Origin of the sequence: Streptomyces sp. NPDC005805, assembly GCF_040630445.1 — a bacterium.
In the GTDB taxonomy this organism is placed as follows: Bacteria; Actinomycetota; Actinomycetes; order Streptomycetales; family Streptomycetaceae; genus Streptomyces.
The window spans coordinates 20,715-37,829 of record NZ_JBEXXN010000027.1; the positions used below are offsets into that span (position 1 = coordinate 20,715).

Below are 17,115 nucleotides of genomic sequence, written 5' to 3' on the forward strand. Positions count from 1 at the left end.
GGATGCCGGCGCAGGCTAGGTGACGGGCAACGGCGCCCCGGTGCGTACCGGCACGCCCACCTCCCGTGCCCGGGCGACGACGGCGGGCACCGCCCGTTCCGCGAGCGCCGCGACGGTCAGGGACGGGTTGACCGTCAGGGAGGTGGGCACCGCCGCCGCGTCCGTGACGAACAGGCCCTGCCTGCCACGCAGTTCGTTGGTGTCGGTCAGCGCTGAGGTGGCCGGGTCGTCGCCCATGCGGCAGGACGACAGCGGATGCGCCGTGACCGCCTGGCCCACCTCTTCCGCCCACGGCCGCACCGTCGCCAGCCCGTCGCGCTCCAGCACGCTCCGTAGTTCCCGGTCGGCGAGCGACCAGCCGCGTAGCGTGCCGGCCGAGGGCCGGTAGCGCAGCGAGGACTGCCCCATGCCCTGGGCGACGCGGAAGAAGTCCCCGACCGGCGGCGGCGCGCCGAACACCCCCTCGTTGCCGTCCTCGGTCATGGCCAGCATGGTCAGCCAGGAGCGCCAGCGGGCCCGCAGCGCCCGCTTCGCCACGCCGAATGACGCGTCACCGGCGTCGGCCAGGGTGTTGGTGACGGGGGGGAAGTAGATCTGCTGGAGGGTGAAGCGCTCGAACTCCGGCAGCGCGGGGTCCAGCCGGTCGAAGCTCGCTGTGGTGATCGGCTTGCCGATGTGGGCCGCGTCGTACGCCGCGCCGCCGGGGCGGCTGAGCCCCAGGACGGCGCGCACCCGTTCCTCGTTCATCACCGCGACGCTCACCCGGTCCCCGTTGCCGGAAAAGTACCGGCCGACCGCGTCCGGCACCCCGCCGAGGGCCGCGGCGGAGCGCCGCAGCACCACCGGGGTGCCCATTGCGCCCGCCGCCAGCACCACCACTCGTGCGTGGATCACCCCGGCGCCGACCACGGCGCACTGGTCCCCGGGATCGAGGACATGGTACGTGACCGCGTACCGGTAGCCACCGAGCGGTGAGGGAACGATCGTCTGCACCTCGTGCAGCGGCTCGACGCGGGCCCCGTGGGACTCCGCCGCCGGGAGGTAGTTGAGCAGGAGGGACCGCTTGGCGTCGAACCGGCAGCCGGAGAGCATCCAGTTGCAGTCCGTGCACCGGGCCGTGTCGACGGCGACCGGCACCGGGTTGCAGGTGCGCCCCGCGTGCCGGCAGGCGGCCGCCCACACCCCGCCCGCATAGGAAATGTCCGGCCAGTCCAGGCGGCTGACCGGCAGGGACTCCTCGACCCGGTCGTACCAGGGGTCCAGCGAGGCGCGGCTGAGGGAGGCGGGCCACAGACGGCGGCCGGTACCGCCCCGGCGCTCGAAGACGAATGACGGCGCGCGCAGCGAGGCGGCGAAGTAGGCCACGCTGGACCCGCCCACGCAGTTGCCCGCCACCACCGACACCCCGTCACCGCGGATGATGTCCACATGGCGGTTGTAGGTGCCGACGCGGAAGTCCTGGACGAAGTCCGCCGCGCGGAGCCGGGGCCCGCGCTCCAGGACCACCACCGAGGCGCCGCCCGCAGCCAGGTGGTAGGCGGGGATCGCACCGCCGAAGCCGCTGCCGACGACCACTACGTCCGCCGTCCGGGCGCTCATGCGGGGCTCCCCGAGGGGGTGGTCGACGGGTGCCGGGACGCGAGCACACCGGGATAGGCGTGCTGGGGGTGGCGCCACAGCCCGTCCGGACCGGGTGGCGGAAAGCCGATCCAGGCCAGCCCCGGATGGGACCGGGCCGCGGGCGAGGCGGTGGACAGGTGTCCGGCGGTGTCGAAGGCCACGCCGACCAGTAGGCAGAGCGCCTGCCAGAGCGGCCGGTCGGGGCCGGGGGTGCGCAGCAGTTCCCTCGTCAGCTCCGTGCGATGCCGGAACGGCAGTTCCACGAAGGACGGTGACAGGGGGTCCAGCAGGAGGAGGTGGCGCACGGCGTACGCGGTGGCGCAGGTGTTGAGGAGCGCACCGATCCCCGGCAGCAGCGGGGCGAGGGGCAGGGCGGGGGAGCGCAGCAGATCGATCGCGCCCGCCTGCACCGCTCCCGGCCCCTGGACCGCGCCCGCCACCGCCCGGTCGCCCGCGTGCCGGCGTGCGCCTGGGACGACGGTGTCCGCGAATGCCTCCAGGGTCTGGGTAGTCCAGGCCGGGCTGATCGCCGAAGCGGGCGGTCCGGCGGTGGCCGTGGCGGCCCAGGCGACCACGGACCCGGCCGCGGCCAGGGTCAGGACCCGGCGGCGGCTGTGCGTGTGGAGTCTCTCCGCCGCGTCCGGCGTGCTGCCCGCCGGACCCCTCACGGCCGGGTGGACGCCACCCTGCCCGGCGGCGTCCCGCCCCGGGGCGTTCATCTGCGGTCCCCGGCGAGGCAGAGGCGGGTCGCGGGCATCCGCACCGCCAGCCCCGTCTCGCCCGCGCGCTCCCCGTACACGGCGAGGGCGTCGGCCAGGACGGGGAAGGCGGGTCGCAGCGCGGCGACGGCGTCGCCGACCCCGGCCGTGCGGCCGTGGACGCGGAACCCGGTGAGGTGCATGCCGCCCTCGCCCCGGGGCCGGTCGAACCAGTACGACCCCTGCCAGGTGACGAGGGGCACCGCGCCGGACGTGGTCTGGACGCTCCAGTGGTCGCGCTGGAGGTACCGGCAGACCGGGACGGCGGCGGCGATCCGGGCGGGCTCGGCGGCGAGGAACCGCAGCGCGCCCCCGTTGTCCAGGGTGATGTCCCGCTTGTCGTACTCCACGCAGAGCGGGTCGCGCCACCAGGCCGACAGCGGCGGCTGCCCCTCGCCGAGGCGGAGCCACTCGCACTGCGCGGCGAAGCCCGGCTCGCGGTAGGGGAACGGGTCGGTCGGGCGGTCGGCCGCGGAGGCCGGTGCGACGAGAAGGAAGGGGAGCAGGAGGGCTGTTGCGGCGGTGGTGCGCAGGCGTCTGAGCACGGTACCTCCCGAAGATGGGGGCGGCGGAGACACGGCTCCGCCGGCGGGCTGGCACGTCCGAGGATGAGGCCGCCCGCGAGCGCCGCGCAAGAGTGGTGCAGTGACTCATCCACTCGGACCCGGTGAGGCGGCAGCCCGAAGCAAGTCCTTTTGTGGCAGAGGACGTTGAGGTCCGAATGTCAGCCCAGTGGCTCAGCCACAGGGAACGGGTCCCCGGTATCGGCCGCGGCCGGGCGGTGGCGGCTCAGGTTTGCCGCAGCGCCGCGAGCATCAGCCGCTCGGTGGCCCGCAGATACGCGGTTGCGGTCCGCTCCGCGGCCTCGCCGTCCTTGGCGGCGACGGCCTCGATCACGGGGGCGATGCGGTCCGCCGCCGCGGCCGGGTCCCCGAAGGGGGCGGCGAAGGCGGTCCGCACCGGCAGATAGGCACTGAAGAGGCTGTTGGTGAGGAGGAGGTACACACGGTTCGCGGTGGACCGCGCCAGCTCCCGGTGGATCTCGACCTCGGTGAGCTGGGCCGCATCGCCGTCCGGGGCGGCGGCCAGTTCGCCGAGCAGCGCCGACAGGCGCCGGGCCTGCGCGGCGGTCCGCCGCACCGCCGCGCGCCGCGCGATCAGCGCGCCGACGTGCCGCCGGACCTCGAAGACCTCGGTCAGCCACGCCCCGTCCCGGGCGGCGAGCATCGGCAGCAGGTCCGTGCCCCCGAGGTGGAGGAAGTCGCGCACCCGGGTGCCGACGCCGTGCCGGGTGCTCAGCAGGCCGGCCTGCTCCAGCCGGGACAGGGCGTGCTTCAGGGTCGTCCGGGTCACCCCGTAACCGGCGGCGAGTTCACGCTCGGGGGGAAGGAGGGAGCCCGCCGGGAAGGTGCCGTCGAGCACGTCGTCCCGGAGCCGCTCGGTCAGTGTGTCGACGAGGGTGCTCCGGGCAATCCTCTCGGGCACCGTGTACTCCCTCTGCCGAACCCCCGTGCCCGCAGAGTCAATCAGCAGGCCCACGGAGGGTCAAGGAACAGCGGGGAGGCAGGCGGCAGCCACGACGTACCGGCCCGCCGCGCCCCAGTGGTGGCGCAGCGGGCCGCCCGCCCTCGCCGGGCGACCAGGGGGTGGGTCGCCCGGCGGCGGGGCCGGACACGAATCTAGATGAGACCCGGCGGTGTGCCATGAGTGCCGAGTACTCATCATCTGCTGACGCATCGTCGCTTTCCGCGCCCGCCCGGGAGGGGATCGTCGCAGACCAGCACCCCGCCGGTCGCGGTGAGTAGGCGCTGCTCTGCCCGGTCGGCCCCGTCGCGCCGCACACTGGCCGAAAGCCCCGGCCGGGCGCGCACGACACCACCACGCGCCGAGCGCGGAAGGACACCAGCACAGTGATCATCGAGCGCAGACAACTGTTCAGGGGGGCGCTGGCGGCGGCCGCCGGAGCCGGACTCGTCTCAGCGTCCGGCACCGCCTCGGCGGCAGCCGGGAACGGGCCGGGCGACCTCGTCTTCGACTTCAGCCCCCGGATGAACCAGTGGGAGGGTGCCGGCGAGACGCAGTTCTCGCATGCCTGGTGCAACCTCTTCCAGGGCGTGACGGCCGGTACCCGCTACTGGTACGTGACGAGCAACCAGTCCGGCACCGGCCGGGGCATATGGCGGCTGGACCACGACTTCACCAAGGCCAAGTGGATGAAGGAACTCCAGCTCCCGTCGGCCAAGCACATCGGCGCGCCCACCTACGACGCCGCGCGCAACCGCCTGTACGTCGCCCTGGAACCGGGTGGCAAGGGGCAGGTCTGGGAGGTGCAGCTCGAAGGCACCGGCAACTGGACGGGCAGGACCACCCGCGTCCGCGACCTCGACGGCGCCGGCTCCCGGCCGCAGGGCTACTCCGCGCCCTGGTGCGCCGTCAACCCGCTGGACGGGCTGCTCTACAGCTCCGTCTTCGGCTCACCGGTGGAGACCCCCAACCGTGTGGACCGGATCTTCGCCTACGACCCGGACGACAACTTCCGGCATGTGCGCACGCTGACCATCCCCAGCGGCTTCTACATCCACCGCATCCAGGGCGGCGCGTTCGGCGCCAACGGCAACCTCTACCTCTCCAGTGACCGGGACGACCGGCCCGGACACAAGAAGCTCCACGGCTACCGGGTGCCCGCCGGCACCGGACCGGGCCAGGTCGAACCCCTGGGAACGGTGGACATCAACGCCCCGAACCTGGAGGTGGAGGGCCTGGCCATCGGTGTGCCGAGCGACTACGCCCCGGCCGCGGGGAGCGCGTTGAGCGGGACCTGGATCAGGGTCGGCTGCCTGCGCGTGGACTGGTTCTCGCTCGACAACGTGTACATGAAGCGCTACTGGGTCCCCGACAGGCGCTTCGTCTGACCGTTGATGCCGGTCCGTACCGGTGCGGGACGGACCGGCATCAGCTCCAGCGGAGGACCACACGTCGTTCGACGGCGCCCAGGCAGGCGTCGCTCGCCTTGCCGAGCAGGGCGAGCAGCACGATGGCGAGGAGAAGCACATCGGTCCGCCCGGTGTTCTGGCTGTCCACCAGCAGATAGCCGAGCCCCATCGACGAGGCGATCAGCTCGGCCGCGACCAGGAAGAGCCACCCCTGGGCGAGGCCGAGCCGGAGCCCCGACACGATCGCCGGCGCGGCGGCCGGCAGCAGTACCTCGACCAGCAGTCCCACCCCGCGCCTGCCGTAGGCGCGGCCCAGTTCGCGGAGCCGGGGGTCGAGATGGTCCAGGCCCGCCGCGACGGTCGTGAAGACCGGGAAGAACGTGCCGAGCGCCACCAGGGTGACCTTGGGCGTCTCCCCGATCCCCAGCCACAGCAGCATCAGGGGCACCCACGCGAGGGACGGCACCGCCCGCAGGGCCCGCAGTGTCGGCCCGAGGAACGCCCGCACCGGGCGGAACAGCCCCACGAGGGCGCCGAGCAGCAGCCCCAGGAACGCCCCGGCGCCGAAGCCGATCAGCACCCGCTGGGCGCTTATGGCCACGTGGTGCCCCAGCTCTCCGCGGGAGAGCAGGGTGTGGCCGGCCCGCCACACGTCGCCGGGCGGCGGCAGCTGGCTCGCCGTGTACACGCCCGACGACGCGGCCAGATGCCACAGCGCGAGCAGCGACACCGGCAGCAGCAGCCCAGCCGCGACTCTCAGCAGCCTGCCTCTCACCGAGACGCCCGTTCGGCGAGGTGCGGGGCGAACAGGGTGCGCAGTGCGTCGCGCGCGCTCTTCTCGCTCGTCACCAGCCCGTCCGTAACGAGGAAGGGCACGACTCGGCCGAGCACCCGGGCCTGGTCGCGGCCCGGCACCGGATCGATGTCGAAGCGGGTGCGTTCGGACAGCTGTCGCTCCGCCACGGCCGGGGTGATGCCCGCCGTCCTGGAGAGGATCGCCCGCATCTCCTCCTCGTTGGCGAGAATCCATCGGCGGGCCCGCTCGTACTGGTCGACCACGACCTGGGCCAGGCCCTCGTGCTCCTTCAGGAACTCCTCACGGACGTTGAGGACGCCGTACGAGTTGAAGCCGGGGTTCCGGTAGACCAGTCGCGTGCCGCTGTCGATCTGGCTCTGCGAGAGGTACGGGTCCAGCCCGGCCCACGCGTCGACCTGGCCCCGCTCCAGGGCCGTCCTGCCCTCCGCGTGCTGGAGGTTGACCACGGTCACGTCCCGGGCGTCCAGCTTCGCCGTGCGCAGCGCCTGGAGCAGGAAGAAGTACGGGTCGGTCCCCTTGGTCGCGGCGATCCGGCGCCCCTTGAGGTCGGCGACCGAGGCGATCGGCGAGTCCTTCGTCACCACCAGCGAGGACCACTCGGGCTGGCTGTACACGTAGACCGTCCGCAGCGGTGTGCCGTTGGCGCGTGCGAGCAGGGCCGGCGTCCCCGCGGTGGAGCCGAAGTCCACGACGTCCGCCCGCAGATGCTCGTTGGCCTTGTTGCTGCCCAGCGACTGGGTCCAGGTGACCTCGGCGCCCTTCGCCGCGAGTGCTTCCTCCAGCCAGCCCTTCTCCTTCAGGACCAGGCTCTCCGGGTTGTAGTACGCCCAGTCCAGGCGCACCCGGACGGTGTCCCCGCCGTCCTTGGCCGAGGAATCCGCCGACTCCTCGCCCGCGACGCAGGAGGTGAGCAGCAGGCCGGCGAGGAGGCCGAGGACGGGGCGACGGCGTGGACGGTGGTTCATGGGCGGGGCTCCTTCTCGGGTGCGTGGCGCTGGGGTACGCCCAGACGGCGCAGGAGGTCGGCCCGCAGGGGCGTGAGGCGAGGGTCGCCGGTGGCGCGCGGACCGTGGACGGGGAGGTCGAGGACAGCGGCGACCCGGGCGGCGGGGCCGTGGCCCAGGACGGCCACCCGGTCCGCGAGGCGCAGTGCCTCGTCCACGTCGTGGGTGACCAGCAGCACGGTGGTGCCCGCCGCGCGGCGCACCCGGTCGAGGAGTTCCTGCATCCGCAGGCGGGTCAGCGCGTCCAGCGCGGCGAAGGGCTCGTCCAGCAGCAGGACCCCGGGGCGCCGGGCCAGTGCCCTGGCGAGCGCCGCGCGCTGGGCCATGCCGCCCGAGACCTGGCTGGGCCGGTGCCGCGCGGCGCCGGCCAGCCCGACGACGCCCAGCCAGTGCTCCACCTCGCGCCCGCGGCGCGCCCGCGGAGTCCCGCGTGGCAGGCCCAGGGCCACATTGGCGGCGAGGGTGCGCCACGGCAGGAGGCGGGCGTCCTGGAACACCACGGCGGCCCGGCGGTGCGGGCCACTCACCGGCTCCCCTCCGACCAGCACCCGGCCGGCCGTGGGCCGGTCCAGCCCGGCCACCAGCCGCAGCAGCGTCGACTTCCCGCCCCCGGAGGGCCCGAGGACGGCCAGCACCTCGCCGGCGGCGACCTCCAGGTCGACGCCGCCGAGGACGGAGTGGGCGCCGAAGTCCCGGACGACACCGCACACCGAGACGGGCAGGGGCGCGGGCGGCTCGGTGGCCATGGCGGCTCCTTACTGCCGGGTGGTCCGGGCGGGCGCGTGCTGTGCGGGCCGGGACAGATCATGAGCGGACGGGCGGTGGACGAGCCCGGCCCGCCGTCGCGGTCATGGGCGGCGGCCGGCGCGCGGGCCCGGGCCGGGGACGGGGGACCGCGGCCCGTCGCCCGTCGGCTCCGCGCCGGCCGCCGGACGCCGATCCTCGGCCGTGCCCGGCCCCCGCGCCTCCGCGCCGGACGCCGATTTAGGGGCGGCACCTACGGGGTTAGCGCGGAGCGCCGCCCGGCGGGCCGCCGTGGCACCGGCGTTAAGTCCGTGTACCGGGGGGAAAAGTCGGCGCGGCTTCCCGATCCCCGCGCGTGGCCGCGCGACGCAGACTCGCTGCCGTCCCCGCCGCCGGTGAGCGGCCCCCGGCGCAGAGGAGCCAAGGATGTCCCCGCACCCGTCTTACGAGCCTCCCGCGGAGGCTCCCGACGCCGACGCGTCTGTCCGCACCGACGTCACGGTGATCGGCGCGGGGATGATCGGCCTGATGACGGCCCTGAGCCTGGCCCGGCGCGGGGTGGACGTGGTCCTCGTCGACGACGTGGTCAACCAGAAGCCCAGCTACAAGGTGGGGGAGTCGTTCCTCGTCTCGACCGGCCTGGTGCGCACCGTCGGCGGACTCGACGACTTCCTCAACGACGAGTGCTTCATCAAGACCGGCGTGTGGTTCAGCTACGGGGCGGAGGGCCGCAAGGACTTCGAGGACCTGCCCGCGGAGTGGGCCAATACCCCCATGTCCGAGTTCACCACCCTCGGAAGCTGCGACGACTACCGCGAGCACTACCTCTACCAGCAGGCCGAGGACAAGCTGGCCTACCGCTCCCTCGCGGTCGACCAGCAGATCTGCCGGCCCGACGGCGAGGCACTGCTGCGGACCGCCGCGCATGCCGAGCCCCGGATACGCTTTCTCGACTCGGCCCGTGTCGCCGACCTCGACGTCGGCCCCGGGGACGAGCGGCACACCGTCGTCTGGAACGACCACGCGGCGGGCCGGAGCGGCACCGTCAACTGCTCCTGGCTCGTCGACTGCTCGGGGCGCACCCGGCTGCTGGCGAAGAAGCTCGGCCACCGGGCCGAGGAGAAGGTGTTCACCGACGACTTCCGGACCACCGCCGTCTGGGGCCAGTTCGACGGCATCACCGACGAGCTCTTCGAACCGGTCTGGCGCTACCGCGACCCGGCCGGCGCCAGCACCCGCAGGGACCTGTGCACCCTGCACCTGTGGGGGAAGGGCTACTGGATCTGGATCATCCGGCTCTCCAAGGGCCGCGTCAGCGTCGGCGTCACCTTCGACCGGAACCGCCCGCCCGAGGGCCGCACCCCGAAGGACCAGCTGTTCTCGGTCCTGGCGGCCAACCCGGTCTTCGACGGCATCCTCTCCCGCGACAACCTGCTGGAGTTCCGCACCTACCGGGACGTGCAGTACGTGACGGACACCTTCGTCCACCGCGATCGCTACGCGATGATCGGGGACGCCTCGTCCATCATCGATGCCTACTACAGCCAGGGCATGGGCCAGTCCTTCCAGACCTCATGGCACATCGCGAACATCGTCCAGAAGGACGTGCGGGACGGGGAACTGGACACCGCCTACCTCGACCGGGTCAACCACGCCACCTTCGAGGACTGGCTGATCATCCGGAACTTCGTCCGCGAGAAATATACCGACGCCATCGCCGACCCCCGGTTCTTCGCCCTGACCCACATGCTCGACTGGGCCGTCATCTGGTCGACCGGCCCCGCCCGGGTGCGGTGGACACGCTGGCTCTCCCGCACCGGCGGCGACCCCTCCCTGGAGACCCCGGCCGACCGGCAGGACCGCGAGTACTGCGAGCAGGGCCTCTTCTACTCGCGGGCCCGCACATGGGCGGGCCTGCCCGCACCGGTGGTCCGCCGCGCCCTGGACCACCTTCAGTCGGGGATCGCCCGGCGGGCGCGCTGGCGGGTGGCGAACGGCGAACAGGTCCCGGACATCTTCTGCCAGCAGTCGCTGACCCGGTGCCTGCCGGCAGCCTGGCGGCTCCTGGGCGCCCGCCCCGGCGACCGGGTCGACCTGTCGGGCACCGACTACGTGGCTCCCCGGCGCCTGCGCCGCCCCGAGGCCCGCTCCTGGGTCTCCCGCCTCCCGCTGAGCACCCGCACCCGCTTCCGGATCGTCATCCTCACCCGGGCCGAGGCCCTGCTCGCGACCTTCCTCGTCGCCTACGCCCTCGACGCCGCCGACACCGCGCGGCGCAAGGTCCGCCGAAGGCTGCGCCCCCTCACCGGCCCCGCCCGCGGCGGCGGTCGGCGCCACCCCGCCGACCGCGCCGGAGCGACGGCCGCGGCCGAGGAGCGCGGGTGAGCCCCGCGGAGCAGGTCCCGCCCCTCGCCGTCGCCTTGGGAGACCTCGGGCTCATCCTGGTCCTCGCGGCCGGATTCGGGGCGCTGGCCCGGCGGTTCGGCCAGCCCGCGGTGATCGGCGAGATCTGCGCCGGCATCGCGCTCGGCCCGAGCCTCCTCGGGCTCCTGCCGGGCGGGCTGACGGACGTCCTCTTCCCGCCCGAGGTCCGGCCGCTGCTGGGCGCCGTCGCTCAGGCCGGACTGCTGCTCTTCATGTTCGGCATCGGACGGGAACTGGATCTGCGCCATATGCGCGGACGCCTCACGGCGACCGGCGCGGTGTGGGTCAGCTCCGTGGCGGTGCCCCTCGTGATGGGCGGCGCGCTGGCCGCCGTGCTCCACGGACGGCACGACACCGTGGACGGGCAGCCGGTCGACTTCACGTCGTTCTGCCTCTTCCTGGCTGTCGCCATGTCGATCACGGCCTTCCCCGTCCTCGCCCGCATCATCACCGAGCACCGGCTCGGCGACACTCGCGTCGGCTCCCTCGCGCTCGGCCTCGCGGCCGCCGACGACGCGATGGCGTGGACCCTCCTGGCCCTCGTCTCGGGCGCCACGGTGGCCGGTGCGTGGGCCCTGATGGGCGCGATGGTCCTGTGGACGGCGCTGTACGTCGCGGTGCTCCTGTTGCTGGTGCGCCCCCTGCTGCGTCGGATCGTGCCCCGTCTCGACCCGAGCCGGGCGGCCTGTGTGGCGGCCGCCTGCGTCTTCGGTTCCGCGTACGCCACCGAACTCATCGGCCTGCACGCCGTCTTCGGGGCCTTCTTCGCCGGGGTCGCCTTCCCGAGGAACACCGGGGAAGGTACCGCCTACGCCCTGCGGTCCCTCGACGCGGCGGGCACGCTGCTGCTGCCCGTGTACTTCGTGGTGGTGGGCCTCAAGGTCGACCTGGCGTCCCTCTCCGCCACCGGGGTCGTCGAGCTGGTCCTGATCGTGCTCACCGCCGTCGCCGCCAAGCTCGGCGGAGTCGCCCTGGCGGCCCGGGCCTCGGGGATGCCCGGCCGGGAGTCGCTGGCGCTGGGCGTCTTGATGAACACCCGGGGACTGACCGAACTCGTCATCCTGGAGGTGGGTCTGAGCCTGGGCCTGCTGGACCGTCAGATCTTCTCGTCCATGGTCGTGATGGCCCTCGTGACCACGGCGATGGCGGGACCTCTGCTGCCCAGGCTGCTCAGCCCGCGAAAAGCGCTCCGACCTGCGGGTTCGCGTGAGTAGGGATTGCTCACGACACCGCGGCCCGACGTCTCTAGCGTGGCACTCCCACTGCTCGCGACGCTGGAGAGACGATGCACCGCCTGTACACGAGGGCCACCGCGCCGTGCGCCCCCGCCAGCCTGCCCCCGGCGATGACCGAGGCCATCGCGGGATACGCCGCCGAGTACGGCACCGGTGATCTGATCGCCGCCGCCGTCCACTGCTTCGAGACCGTCAGCGTCCGTCTGCGCGGTCCCGGTCTGATGGCCCGGCTCACCGGCACCGGCGACCCCGACACGGAGCACCGTACCGTCGTGCTGATCACCCCGACCTATGTGGTGGTGTGTGTGGCGGGGGAGAAGCGCGGCGTGCACATCAGGGCGGCTCGGCTTACCGACGTACGGATTCAGGGCTCGCACCGCAAGGACGCGCCGGATAGGGGACTGACGCTCACCGGCTGGTGGGTGGGCCCGTACGCGATGAGTTCGCTCTATGTGGCGGCCGGGGACGACGAGGGCGGCCGTACCCTCCGCGCCGAACTGGACTGGGCCCTCGGTGCGGCGCGGCAGCGGTAGGCGGGCCGCCGGCCAGCGCGCGGCGGCCTACGACGAGCGGCCGTACCGGGGCCCCCGGCAGCGGCGCGATCCGGGGACCGGCTGGGCCCCGGGCGACACCGAACCGCCCGGGTGCCTCCGGAGCGCCGGAGCGGTCCCCAAGTTTCTCGCGTTCACGGTCGCGGCCCTCCTCCTGGGCGGCATGGGCATTGAAGCGCTGGTTCCCGGCGCTGACCTCCCGGTCACCCACAGCGCCGAGTTCTCGCACATCTCCTGTAAACGGGTGAAGAACAGCAAGGGCTACGAGACCTGGCGCTGCTGGGGCGAGTCCCCGCAGCAGGTGGTCGACAACGGCCTGGCGAACGCCGCGCCCCACGACCCGGGCAGTGTGGCCGGGAGGGTGAAGACGGAGCTGGACTACACACCCTACGACGGTGGCACGGTGCCTGAACGAGTGCGGGCCCGTCAGACGCCCCTGCTCGGCGGCTGGGTGGTACCGGGGGCTGAGCCGGTGCTCTTCGGTGGTTTTATGATGATGGTCGCGGGTGGGTGCGTGTGGTTCGCCTCGCAGCCGCTGGGGAAGGCGCTGGAACGCCGGTCGGCGCGTACCTTCGGCTACCGCAGCCATTGAGGAAGCGTCGAAGGCGCTCTGTCACCGAGTCGCGAGGGAACCCGGCCGGCACCGCCTTGTGGGGCGACGGCACCGGCCGGGAGCCGGTCACAGGGCGGCGGAGAAGGCGACGCGCGCGCCGTTCGTGCCCAGGGTGAGTTTGCTCTGCGGCAGGTTGTTCGCATAGCAGCCGTACTGGAGGACGCACAGCTCCACCGTGCGGGCCCGGTGCGAGAAGTAGGGTGAGTTGGTGCCGTCGGCGTAGGCGGCGATCGGGCTGCCGTCGGGGGCGAACTGGGCGTCGGTGGCCAGGTCGCGCTGGTAGGCGACGGACGACTTGTTGGTGAGGTAGTCCGAGCGGTTGTACAGCGGACCGCTGATGACCCGGGTCGACTCGACACCGTTCACCTGGTTCGCCGTGCACCAGGAGACCGTGTGGTGCCATGTGTAGAGGGTGTCGCCCAACCAGCTCAGCGCGGTGACCGGGTAGTCGGTGCTCAGGCAGCGCTTCTGGAACGAGGCCGAGGCGGCGGCCGGGACAGCGGAGGCGACGGCGGCCTGCTTGCCGGCCGCGGCGCTCGGCGGCGCGACCAGGCGGGTGACCGGCTCGCCCTTCTCGAAGCGGACCGGCACGGTGCGCGCCAGTCGGTCGTCCTTCGCGATGACGGCCAGATCGGCCGCCGAGGCCGTCCCGGCCATGGCGCGCTCGACCACCGCCTGCACCCCGGCGTCGTCCCCCACGGGCGCCGCGGTGGCGGCCACCGGCGCGCCGAGCGAGGCGAGGACGGCGGCGCTTGCCACGCAGGCGGCGAGTGTCTTTCTCATGATCGTCCCGTTCCTTCACGATGCCCGCACCGGGAATGGCGGGGCGGCTGGGGACGATCATGTGGGGTGCCACGCGAACACGGTGAGAGCCGTGTCTACTCAAAGGTGTGGAGAGCGGGGGCTACTCAACCGGGGGCCGGTCTGCGTCCTGCGTCCCGCGCGGTTCCGGCGTCCGTCCGCAGACGGACGCCAGAACCGCCCCCCTTCCCCCCTTCCCCCCGGCTCTAGAGAAAGAACTGGCGGCTGAACTGCTCCCAGTCGACGGCCGCCGACTCGGCGGACCGGGGGAGCAGTTGGTAGGTGCGCAGCAGCCACTCGGCCACCACGTCGCGCGGCGCCTCCAGCGCCACCGAGGTCTCGTCGGACCGCAGCAGGAGATACATCGCGTCACGGGCTGGGCCGCTGATGTCGGACCAGACGGACACGTCGCCCTCCCCCGCACAGGAGGTGAGTCCGTCGTCGAGGAGCTGACGGGCGAACACCCAGGAGACGATCACCTCGTCCGAGAGCGTGAACTGGACCGTCACCGCGAAGGGATCGGACGACCGGTACACGAACCTCGTCCGCACGGGCTCCGCGCCGTGCGACGTCAGACGCTGGAGGACGGTGTCGAGCAGGACGGCGGTGTCATGGCGGTGCGTCATCCCCCCGACCTCCGCCCGGTCGTGGGCCGGACCTCGATGTCACGGACACGGCTGACGATCAAGGCGACCTCCCCGGGGTCTCCTGGGGCTGGTGGGCCTCAGGCTGTCTGGTGCGTGGCGACTGTCCTGAAAGTAGCTATCGGAGGCCGGAAGGCTCGTGAGTAATCGTTGCTCAACACGGCCCACGAGGTGCGGCTGCCGCTGCCGGGGGCAGGGGATTCAAGACCTGGGTCGACCGGATTCCTGACCCAGCACCCGTGCCAGCTCCGTCCGGCTGGTGACCCCCAGCTTCCCGTAGGCCCGCTGGAGGTGGTTGTCCACCGTGCGCACCGACAGGAACAGCTCCGCGGCGATCTCCTGGCTGGTCCGCCCGCCGGCCGCCAGACAGGTGACCTCCTGCTCACGGGAGGTCAGCGGCTCGTGCTCCACACCGCGCAGCGCCGGTGTGGAGACCGGGCCGACCAGCGCGGTCAGGGCCGCCGCGCGGTTCGACGCGGCCTGGGCCATCCGGCTCTTGCCCGATCTGCGCCACAGCGCGGCCGCCACGGCGAACCCCTCGGCGGCGAGAAGATCCGCGCCGAGCTCGTGCGCCGCTTCCGCCGCCGCCTCCAATTCCTCAGGACGGGCGTCCGCGATGGCCTCGGCCATCCGCGCTCGCACCGGGGCGAGCAGGCCCTGCGACAACTCGGCGATCTCCCGGAGGCGGGGAGCACACGACTTCGCCGCGCCCAGCCGGACCGCCTCCATGAGCAGCAGGCCCTCGGGACCGTGGTTGCCGGTCTCGCGGGCCCGCCGGGCGCCCGCCAGAAACTGCTGGACGGCGCGCTCCATGTCGCCCTCCGCAGCCGTCGCCCACGCCGAGGCGAGGACGTCCTCCCCGGGCGGCCAGATGTATTCCGAGCATGCGTCGGCCGCGTCCGCCGCAGCGCGCGCCTCGGCGGCGTTCCCGAGCTGGGCCTCGCACACGGCGAGGCCGCACCACGCGGTCCGCTCGGCGAACCGGACGCCGGCCTTCCCCGCGAGGGCCAGCGCCTCCAGGTACCAGCGCCGGGCGGCCCGCACCCGGCCGGCGACGAGTTCGCACCGTCCGAGGTGCCACGCGATCCAGATCTGCGGCTGGAGGGCCCGGTCCTCGGTGGCCCAGGAGAAGCCCTCCTCACCGGTCCGCCGCGCCTCGTCGATCATGCCCGCCTCCAGGTGCGCGACGACCAGGGGCGCGGACTGGCCCGTCGGATGCAGGATCACCGTCCGCTCGTCCAACTCCTGGTGCTCCGCGAACGCCCGGCGGCCGAGCTGCCTCGCCTCTGTGGCCCGGCCCCCCGCCGCCAGGGACATCACCTGCATCGAGGCGGCGAACAGCCTCACCCGCGGCGAGCACGGCTCCTCCTCCAGGTTCTCCAACTGCCGCAGCACCACGTCCGTACGGCCCGCGCGCAGGGCGGACTCGTTCAGCGTCAGGCTCGTCAGATGGGCGGCGGAGGAGAACCATGGGCGTGCGGCGCGGGTGATCTCCCTGGCGGTCCGCTGGTCGCTCAGACCGAAGAACAGGTTCTGGGTGCGGTCCATCACGACCGTGAGGAGCAGGTTCTCCGCGCGTTCCCGCTCCTGCGGCCCGGCCGCCCGGTCCACCGCCCCGCGGGCCAGCTCCTCGGCCCCCGCGAGGACCTTTTCCGCCTCCGTGTGCTGCCCGAGCTGGAAGAGCGCTTCGCCGTGCAGCGCCCGGGCCCGGGTGGCGTCCGACGTTCCGCTGTCCAGGGCGGCACGGCTGAGTGCGATGACGCGCCGGTAATCGTGCGCGTGGCGGGCCAGCGAGGCGGCCCTGAGCAGCAGGTCCGCGTCCGCCGTGCCGTCCGCCTCCAGCAGCCAGCCCGCGACGCGCAGCGCGTCGGCGGCACTGGAAATCCCCCGGTCGAGAATCCTGCGGGCCTCGGCCCGCAGGATCGCCCGGCGGCGATCGTTCGGCAGCCGCTCCTCCAGTGCCTCCGCGTAGAGAGGATGGGCCAGTTCGGCCGTCGTACTGCCCCCGTCCGTGCGGACCTGGATGAGGGCTGCCCCTTCCAGGGCCACCAACACGTCGTACGGAACCAGAGCCTCCAGCGCGGCCAGCTCCAGCGGACCGCAGGCGGCCAGGGCCTCCAGGGCGGGCCGGGCCGCCGCCGGGGCCCGGGCGATGCGCGCCGCGATCATCTCCATCAGGCGCGGTGTGCCGTGCTGCCGGGCGCTCTCCACCCTCCACAGCCCGCCCTGCCGGGACAGCGCCCCCGCGGCGCGCGCCCCGCGGACCAGCTCCCGCAGGTACAGGGCGTTGCCGTGGGAGACGTCCGCCAGGTCGAGGGCGGACTGCCGCTCCACCGGACCGTCGAGTTCGGCCTCCAGGAAGGCTTCCACTCCGTCGGCGTCGAACGGGCACAGGTCCACCCGGACGCTGCGGTCGCTCTGGTCCAGGGCCGCCGCGGGCGGGGCCACGCCCGCGGCGGACCGCGCCGTCCCCAGGACGAACACGTGCCCGCTGCGGGTGAGTTGCACCAGCAGAGCGACCGACGCCGGGTCCAGCAGATGCAGGTCGTCCACGAACACGACCACCCGCTCTCCGGAGGGCGCCGATAGCACCGCCGACGCCGCGGCGAAGACCTGGACCGGATCGTCCGTGCGCACAGCCTCCCGGGGCAGCAGCGGCGCCAGCGCACCCAGGGGGATACCGGCCGCCCTGCCCCCGGCCGAGGCCCGCAGGCACCGCCGCCCCGACGCGGCCGCGGCCGCCAGACACTCCTCGGCCAGCCGGGTCTTGCCGATGCCCGAGGGGCCGAACAGCAGAAACGACTCCATGCCCGGCATGGCCAAGGTCCGTGCGAACAGGTCCAGTTCCGCCCTCCGACCCACGAACCCGCTGCCGGGGCGCTGGTCCGGTGCCTCCCGGCGCGATGGGTCCTGCCCGGTCATCCGACCTCCCGGTGAACGTGCCGCCCACCGGGCGGTGTCCCTCAAACGC

General features: G+C 73.4%; 15 protein-coding genes. 5 read left to right on the plus strand and 10 right to left on the minus strand.

Annotated elements, in window-relative coordinates:
• Positions 1-15 precede the first annotated feature (15 nt).
• The 4 genes from ABZ457_RS17120 to ABZ457_RS17135 all read right to left on the minus strand — a co-directional run bounded on the left by ABZ457_RS17120 (position 16) and on the right by ABZ457_RS17135 (position 3,863).
• Complete coding sequence (locus tag ABZ457_RS17120; RefSeq protein WP_359158376.1) at positions 16-1,599, minus strand: GMC family oxidoreductase; 1,584 nt, start codon at positions 1,597-1,599, stop codon at positions 16-18.
• The gene (locus tag ABZ457_RS17125) at positions 1,596-2,339 is read right to left on the minus strand and encodes a DUF5987 family protein (RefSeq protein WP_359158377.1); all 744 of its coding nucleotides are present in this window, start codon (positions 2,337-2,339) and stop codon (positions 1,596-1,598) included. Before ABZ457_RS17125 ends, ABZ457_RS17120 begins: the two co-directional genes overlap by 4 nt.
• Positions 2,336-2,923, minus strand: coding sequence for a hypothetical protein (locus tag ABZ457_RS17130; protein ID WP_359158378.1), 588 nt, complete (start codon positions 2,921-2,923; stop codon positions 2,336-2,338). The genes ABZ457_RS17125 and ABZ457_RS17130 overlap by 4 nt, the downstream gene beginning before the upstream one ends.
• Positions 2,924-3,167: 244 nt before the next feature.
• Positions 3,168-3,863 carry a GntR family transcriptional regulator gene (locus ABZ457_RS17135; RefSeq protein WP_359158379.1) on the minus strand — a complete coding sequence of 232 codons (696 nt, stop codon included), beginning with the start codon at positions 3,861-3,863 and terminating at the stop codon, positions 3,168-3,170.
• Between the two features lie 425 nt (positions 3,864-4,288).
• On the opposite strand from ABZ457_RS17135, the gene ABZ457_RS17140 reads away from it, so the two are divergent.
• Positions 4,289-5,290 carry a hypothetical protein gene (locus ABZ457_RS17140; protein WP_359158380.1) on the plus strand — a complete coding sequence of 334 codons (1,002 nt, stop codon included), beginning with the start codon at positions 4,289-4,291 and terminating at the stop codon, positions 5,288-5,290.
• Between the two features lie 40 nt (positions 5,291-5,330).
• On the opposite strand, the gene ABZ457_RS17145 is transcribed toward ABZ457_RS17140, so the two are convergent.
• The 3 genes from ABZ457_RS17145 to ABZ457_RS17155 are packed head-to-tail and all read right to left on the minus strand — an operon-like array spanning position 5,331 to position 7,878.
• Positions 5,331-6,086, minus strand: a complete 756-nt coding sequence (locus ABZ457_RS17145) for an ABC transporter permease (protein WP_359158381.1) — start codon at positions 6,084-6,086, stop codon at positions 5,331-5,333.
• Positions 6,083-7,093, minus strand: a complete 1,011-nt coding sequence (locus tag ABZ457_RS17150; protein WP_359158382.1) for an aliphatic sulfonate ABC transporter substrate-binding protein — start codon at positions 7,091-7,093, stop codon at positions 6,083-6,085. The genes ABZ457_RS17145 and ABZ457_RS17150 overlap by 4 nt, the downstream gene beginning before the upstream one ends.
• On the minus strand, positions 7,090-7,878 hold the full coding sequence (locus ABZ457_RS17155) for an ABC transporter ATP-binding protein (protein ID WP_359158383.1): 789 nt from the start codon (positions 7,876-7,878) through the stop codon (positions 7,090-7,092). Before ABZ457_RS17155 ends, ABZ457_RS17150 begins: the two co-directional genes overlap by 4 nt.
• A gap of 424 nt (positions 7,879-8,302) precedes the next feature.
• Between ABZ457_RS17155 and ABZ457_RS17160 the strand changes: the two genes are divergently transcribed.
• The 4 genes from ABZ457_RS17160 (at position 8,303) to ABZ457_RS17175 (ending at position 12,678) form a co-directional block, all read left to right on the plus strand.
• Complete coding sequence (locus ABZ457_RS17160; protein ID WP_359158384.1) at positions 8,303-10,261, plus strand: FAD-dependent oxidoreductase; 1,959 nt, start codon at positions 8,303-8,305, stop codon at positions 10,259-10,261.
• Positions 10,258-11,514 (plus strand): cation:proton antiporter, encoded by a 1,257-nt coding sequence (locus ABZ457_RS17165; protein WP_359158385.1) that lies wholly within the window; start codon positions 10,258-10,260, stop codon positions 11,512-11,514. The genes ABZ457_RS17160 and ABZ457_RS17165 overlap by 4 nt, the downstream gene beginning before the upstream one ends.
• Positions 11,515-11,585: 71 nt before the next feature.
• A complete protein-coding gene (locus ABZ457_RS17170; protein ID WP_359158386.1) occupies positions 11,586-12,068 on the plus strand; it encodes a hypothetical protein in 483 nt (160 codons plus the stop codon).
• Between the two features lie 181 nt (positions 12,069-12,249).
• On the plus strand, positions 12,250-12,678 hold the full coding sequence (locus tag ABZ457_RS17175; protein WP_359158387.1) for a hypothetical protein: 429 nt from the start codon (positions 12,250-12,252) through the stop codon (positions 12,676-12,678).
• Positions 12,679-12,765: 87 nt separating this feature from the next.
• Here ABZ457_RS17175 and ABZ457_RS17180 read toward each other — a convergent pair whose 3' ends face one another.
• The 3 genes from ABZ457_RS17180 to ABZ457_RS17190 all read right to left on the minus strand — a co-directional run bounded on the left by ABZ457_RS17180 (position 12,766) and on the right by ABZ457_RS17190 (position 17,066).
• Complete coding sequence (locus tag ABZ457_RS17180) at positions 12,766-13,482, minus strand: hypothetical protein (protein ID WP_359158388.1); 717 nt, start codon at positions 13,480-13,482, stop codon at positions 12,766-12,768.
• 224 nt (positions 13,483-13,706) lie between these two features.
• Positions 13,707-14,126 (minus strand): SsgA family sporulation/cell division regulator, encoded by a 420-nt coding sequence (locus tag ABZ457_RS17185; RefSeq protein ID WP_359158389.1) that lies wholly within the window; start codon positions 14,124-14,126, stop codon positions 13,707-13,709.
• Positions 14,127-14,345: 219 nt separating this feature from the next.
• Entirely contained in the window at positions 14,346-17,066 is a 2,721-nt protein-coding gene (locus ABZ457_RS17190) for a LuxR C-terminal-related transcriptional regulator (RefSeq protein WP_359158390.1), read from the minus strand.
• Between the last annotated feature and the right edge of the window lie 49 nt (positions 17,067-17,115).

What these genes read in the sequence shown, in the direction of transcription:
- ABZ457_RS17120 (WP_359158376.1), bottom strand. Translation starts at nt 1,599, where the DNA reads ATGAGCGCCCGGACGGCGGACGTAGTGGTCGTCGGCAGCGGCTTCGGC.
- ABZ457_RS17125 (WP_359158377.1), bottom strand. Translation starts at nt 2,339, where the DNA reads ATGAACGCCCCGGGGCGGGACGCCGCCGGGCAGGGTGGCGTCCACCCG.
- ABZ457_RS17150 (WP_359158382.1), bottom strand. Translation starts at nt 7,093, where the DNA reads ATGAACCACCGTCCACGCCGTCGCCCCGTCCTCGGCCTCCTCGCCGGC.
- ABZ457_RS17155 (WP_359158383.1), bottom strand. Translation starts at nt 7,878, where the DNA reads ATGGCCACCGAGCCGCCCGCGCCCCTGCCCGTCTCGGTGTGCGGTGTC.
- ABZ457_RS17160 (WP_359158384.1), top strand. Translation starts at nt 8,303, where the DNA reads ATGTCCCCGCACCCGTCTTACGAGCCTCCCGCGGAGGCTCCCGACGCC.
- ABZ457_RS17170 (WP_359158386.1), top strand. Translation starts at nt 11,586, where the DNA reads ATGCACCGCCTGTACACGAGGGCCACCGCGCCGTGCGCCCCCGCCAGC.
- ABZ457_RS17175 (WP_359158387.1), top strand. Translation starts at nt 12,250, where the DNA reads ATGGGCATTGAAGCGCTGGTTCCCGGCGCTGACCTCCCGGTCACCCAC.
- ABZ457_RS17180 (WP_359158388.1), bottom strand. Translation starts at nt 13,482, where the DNA reads ATGAGAAAGACACTCGCCGCCTGCGTGGCAAGCGCCGCCGTCCTCGCC.
- ABZ457_RS17185 (WP_359158389.1), bottom strand. Translation starts at nt 14,126, where the DNA reads ATGACGCACCGCCATGACACCGCCGTCCTGCTCGACACCGTCCTCCAG.
- ABZ457_RS17190 (WP_359158390.1), bottom strand. Translation starts at nt 17,066, where the DNA reads ATGACCGGGCAGGACCCATCGCGCCGGGAGGCACCGGACCAGCGCCCC.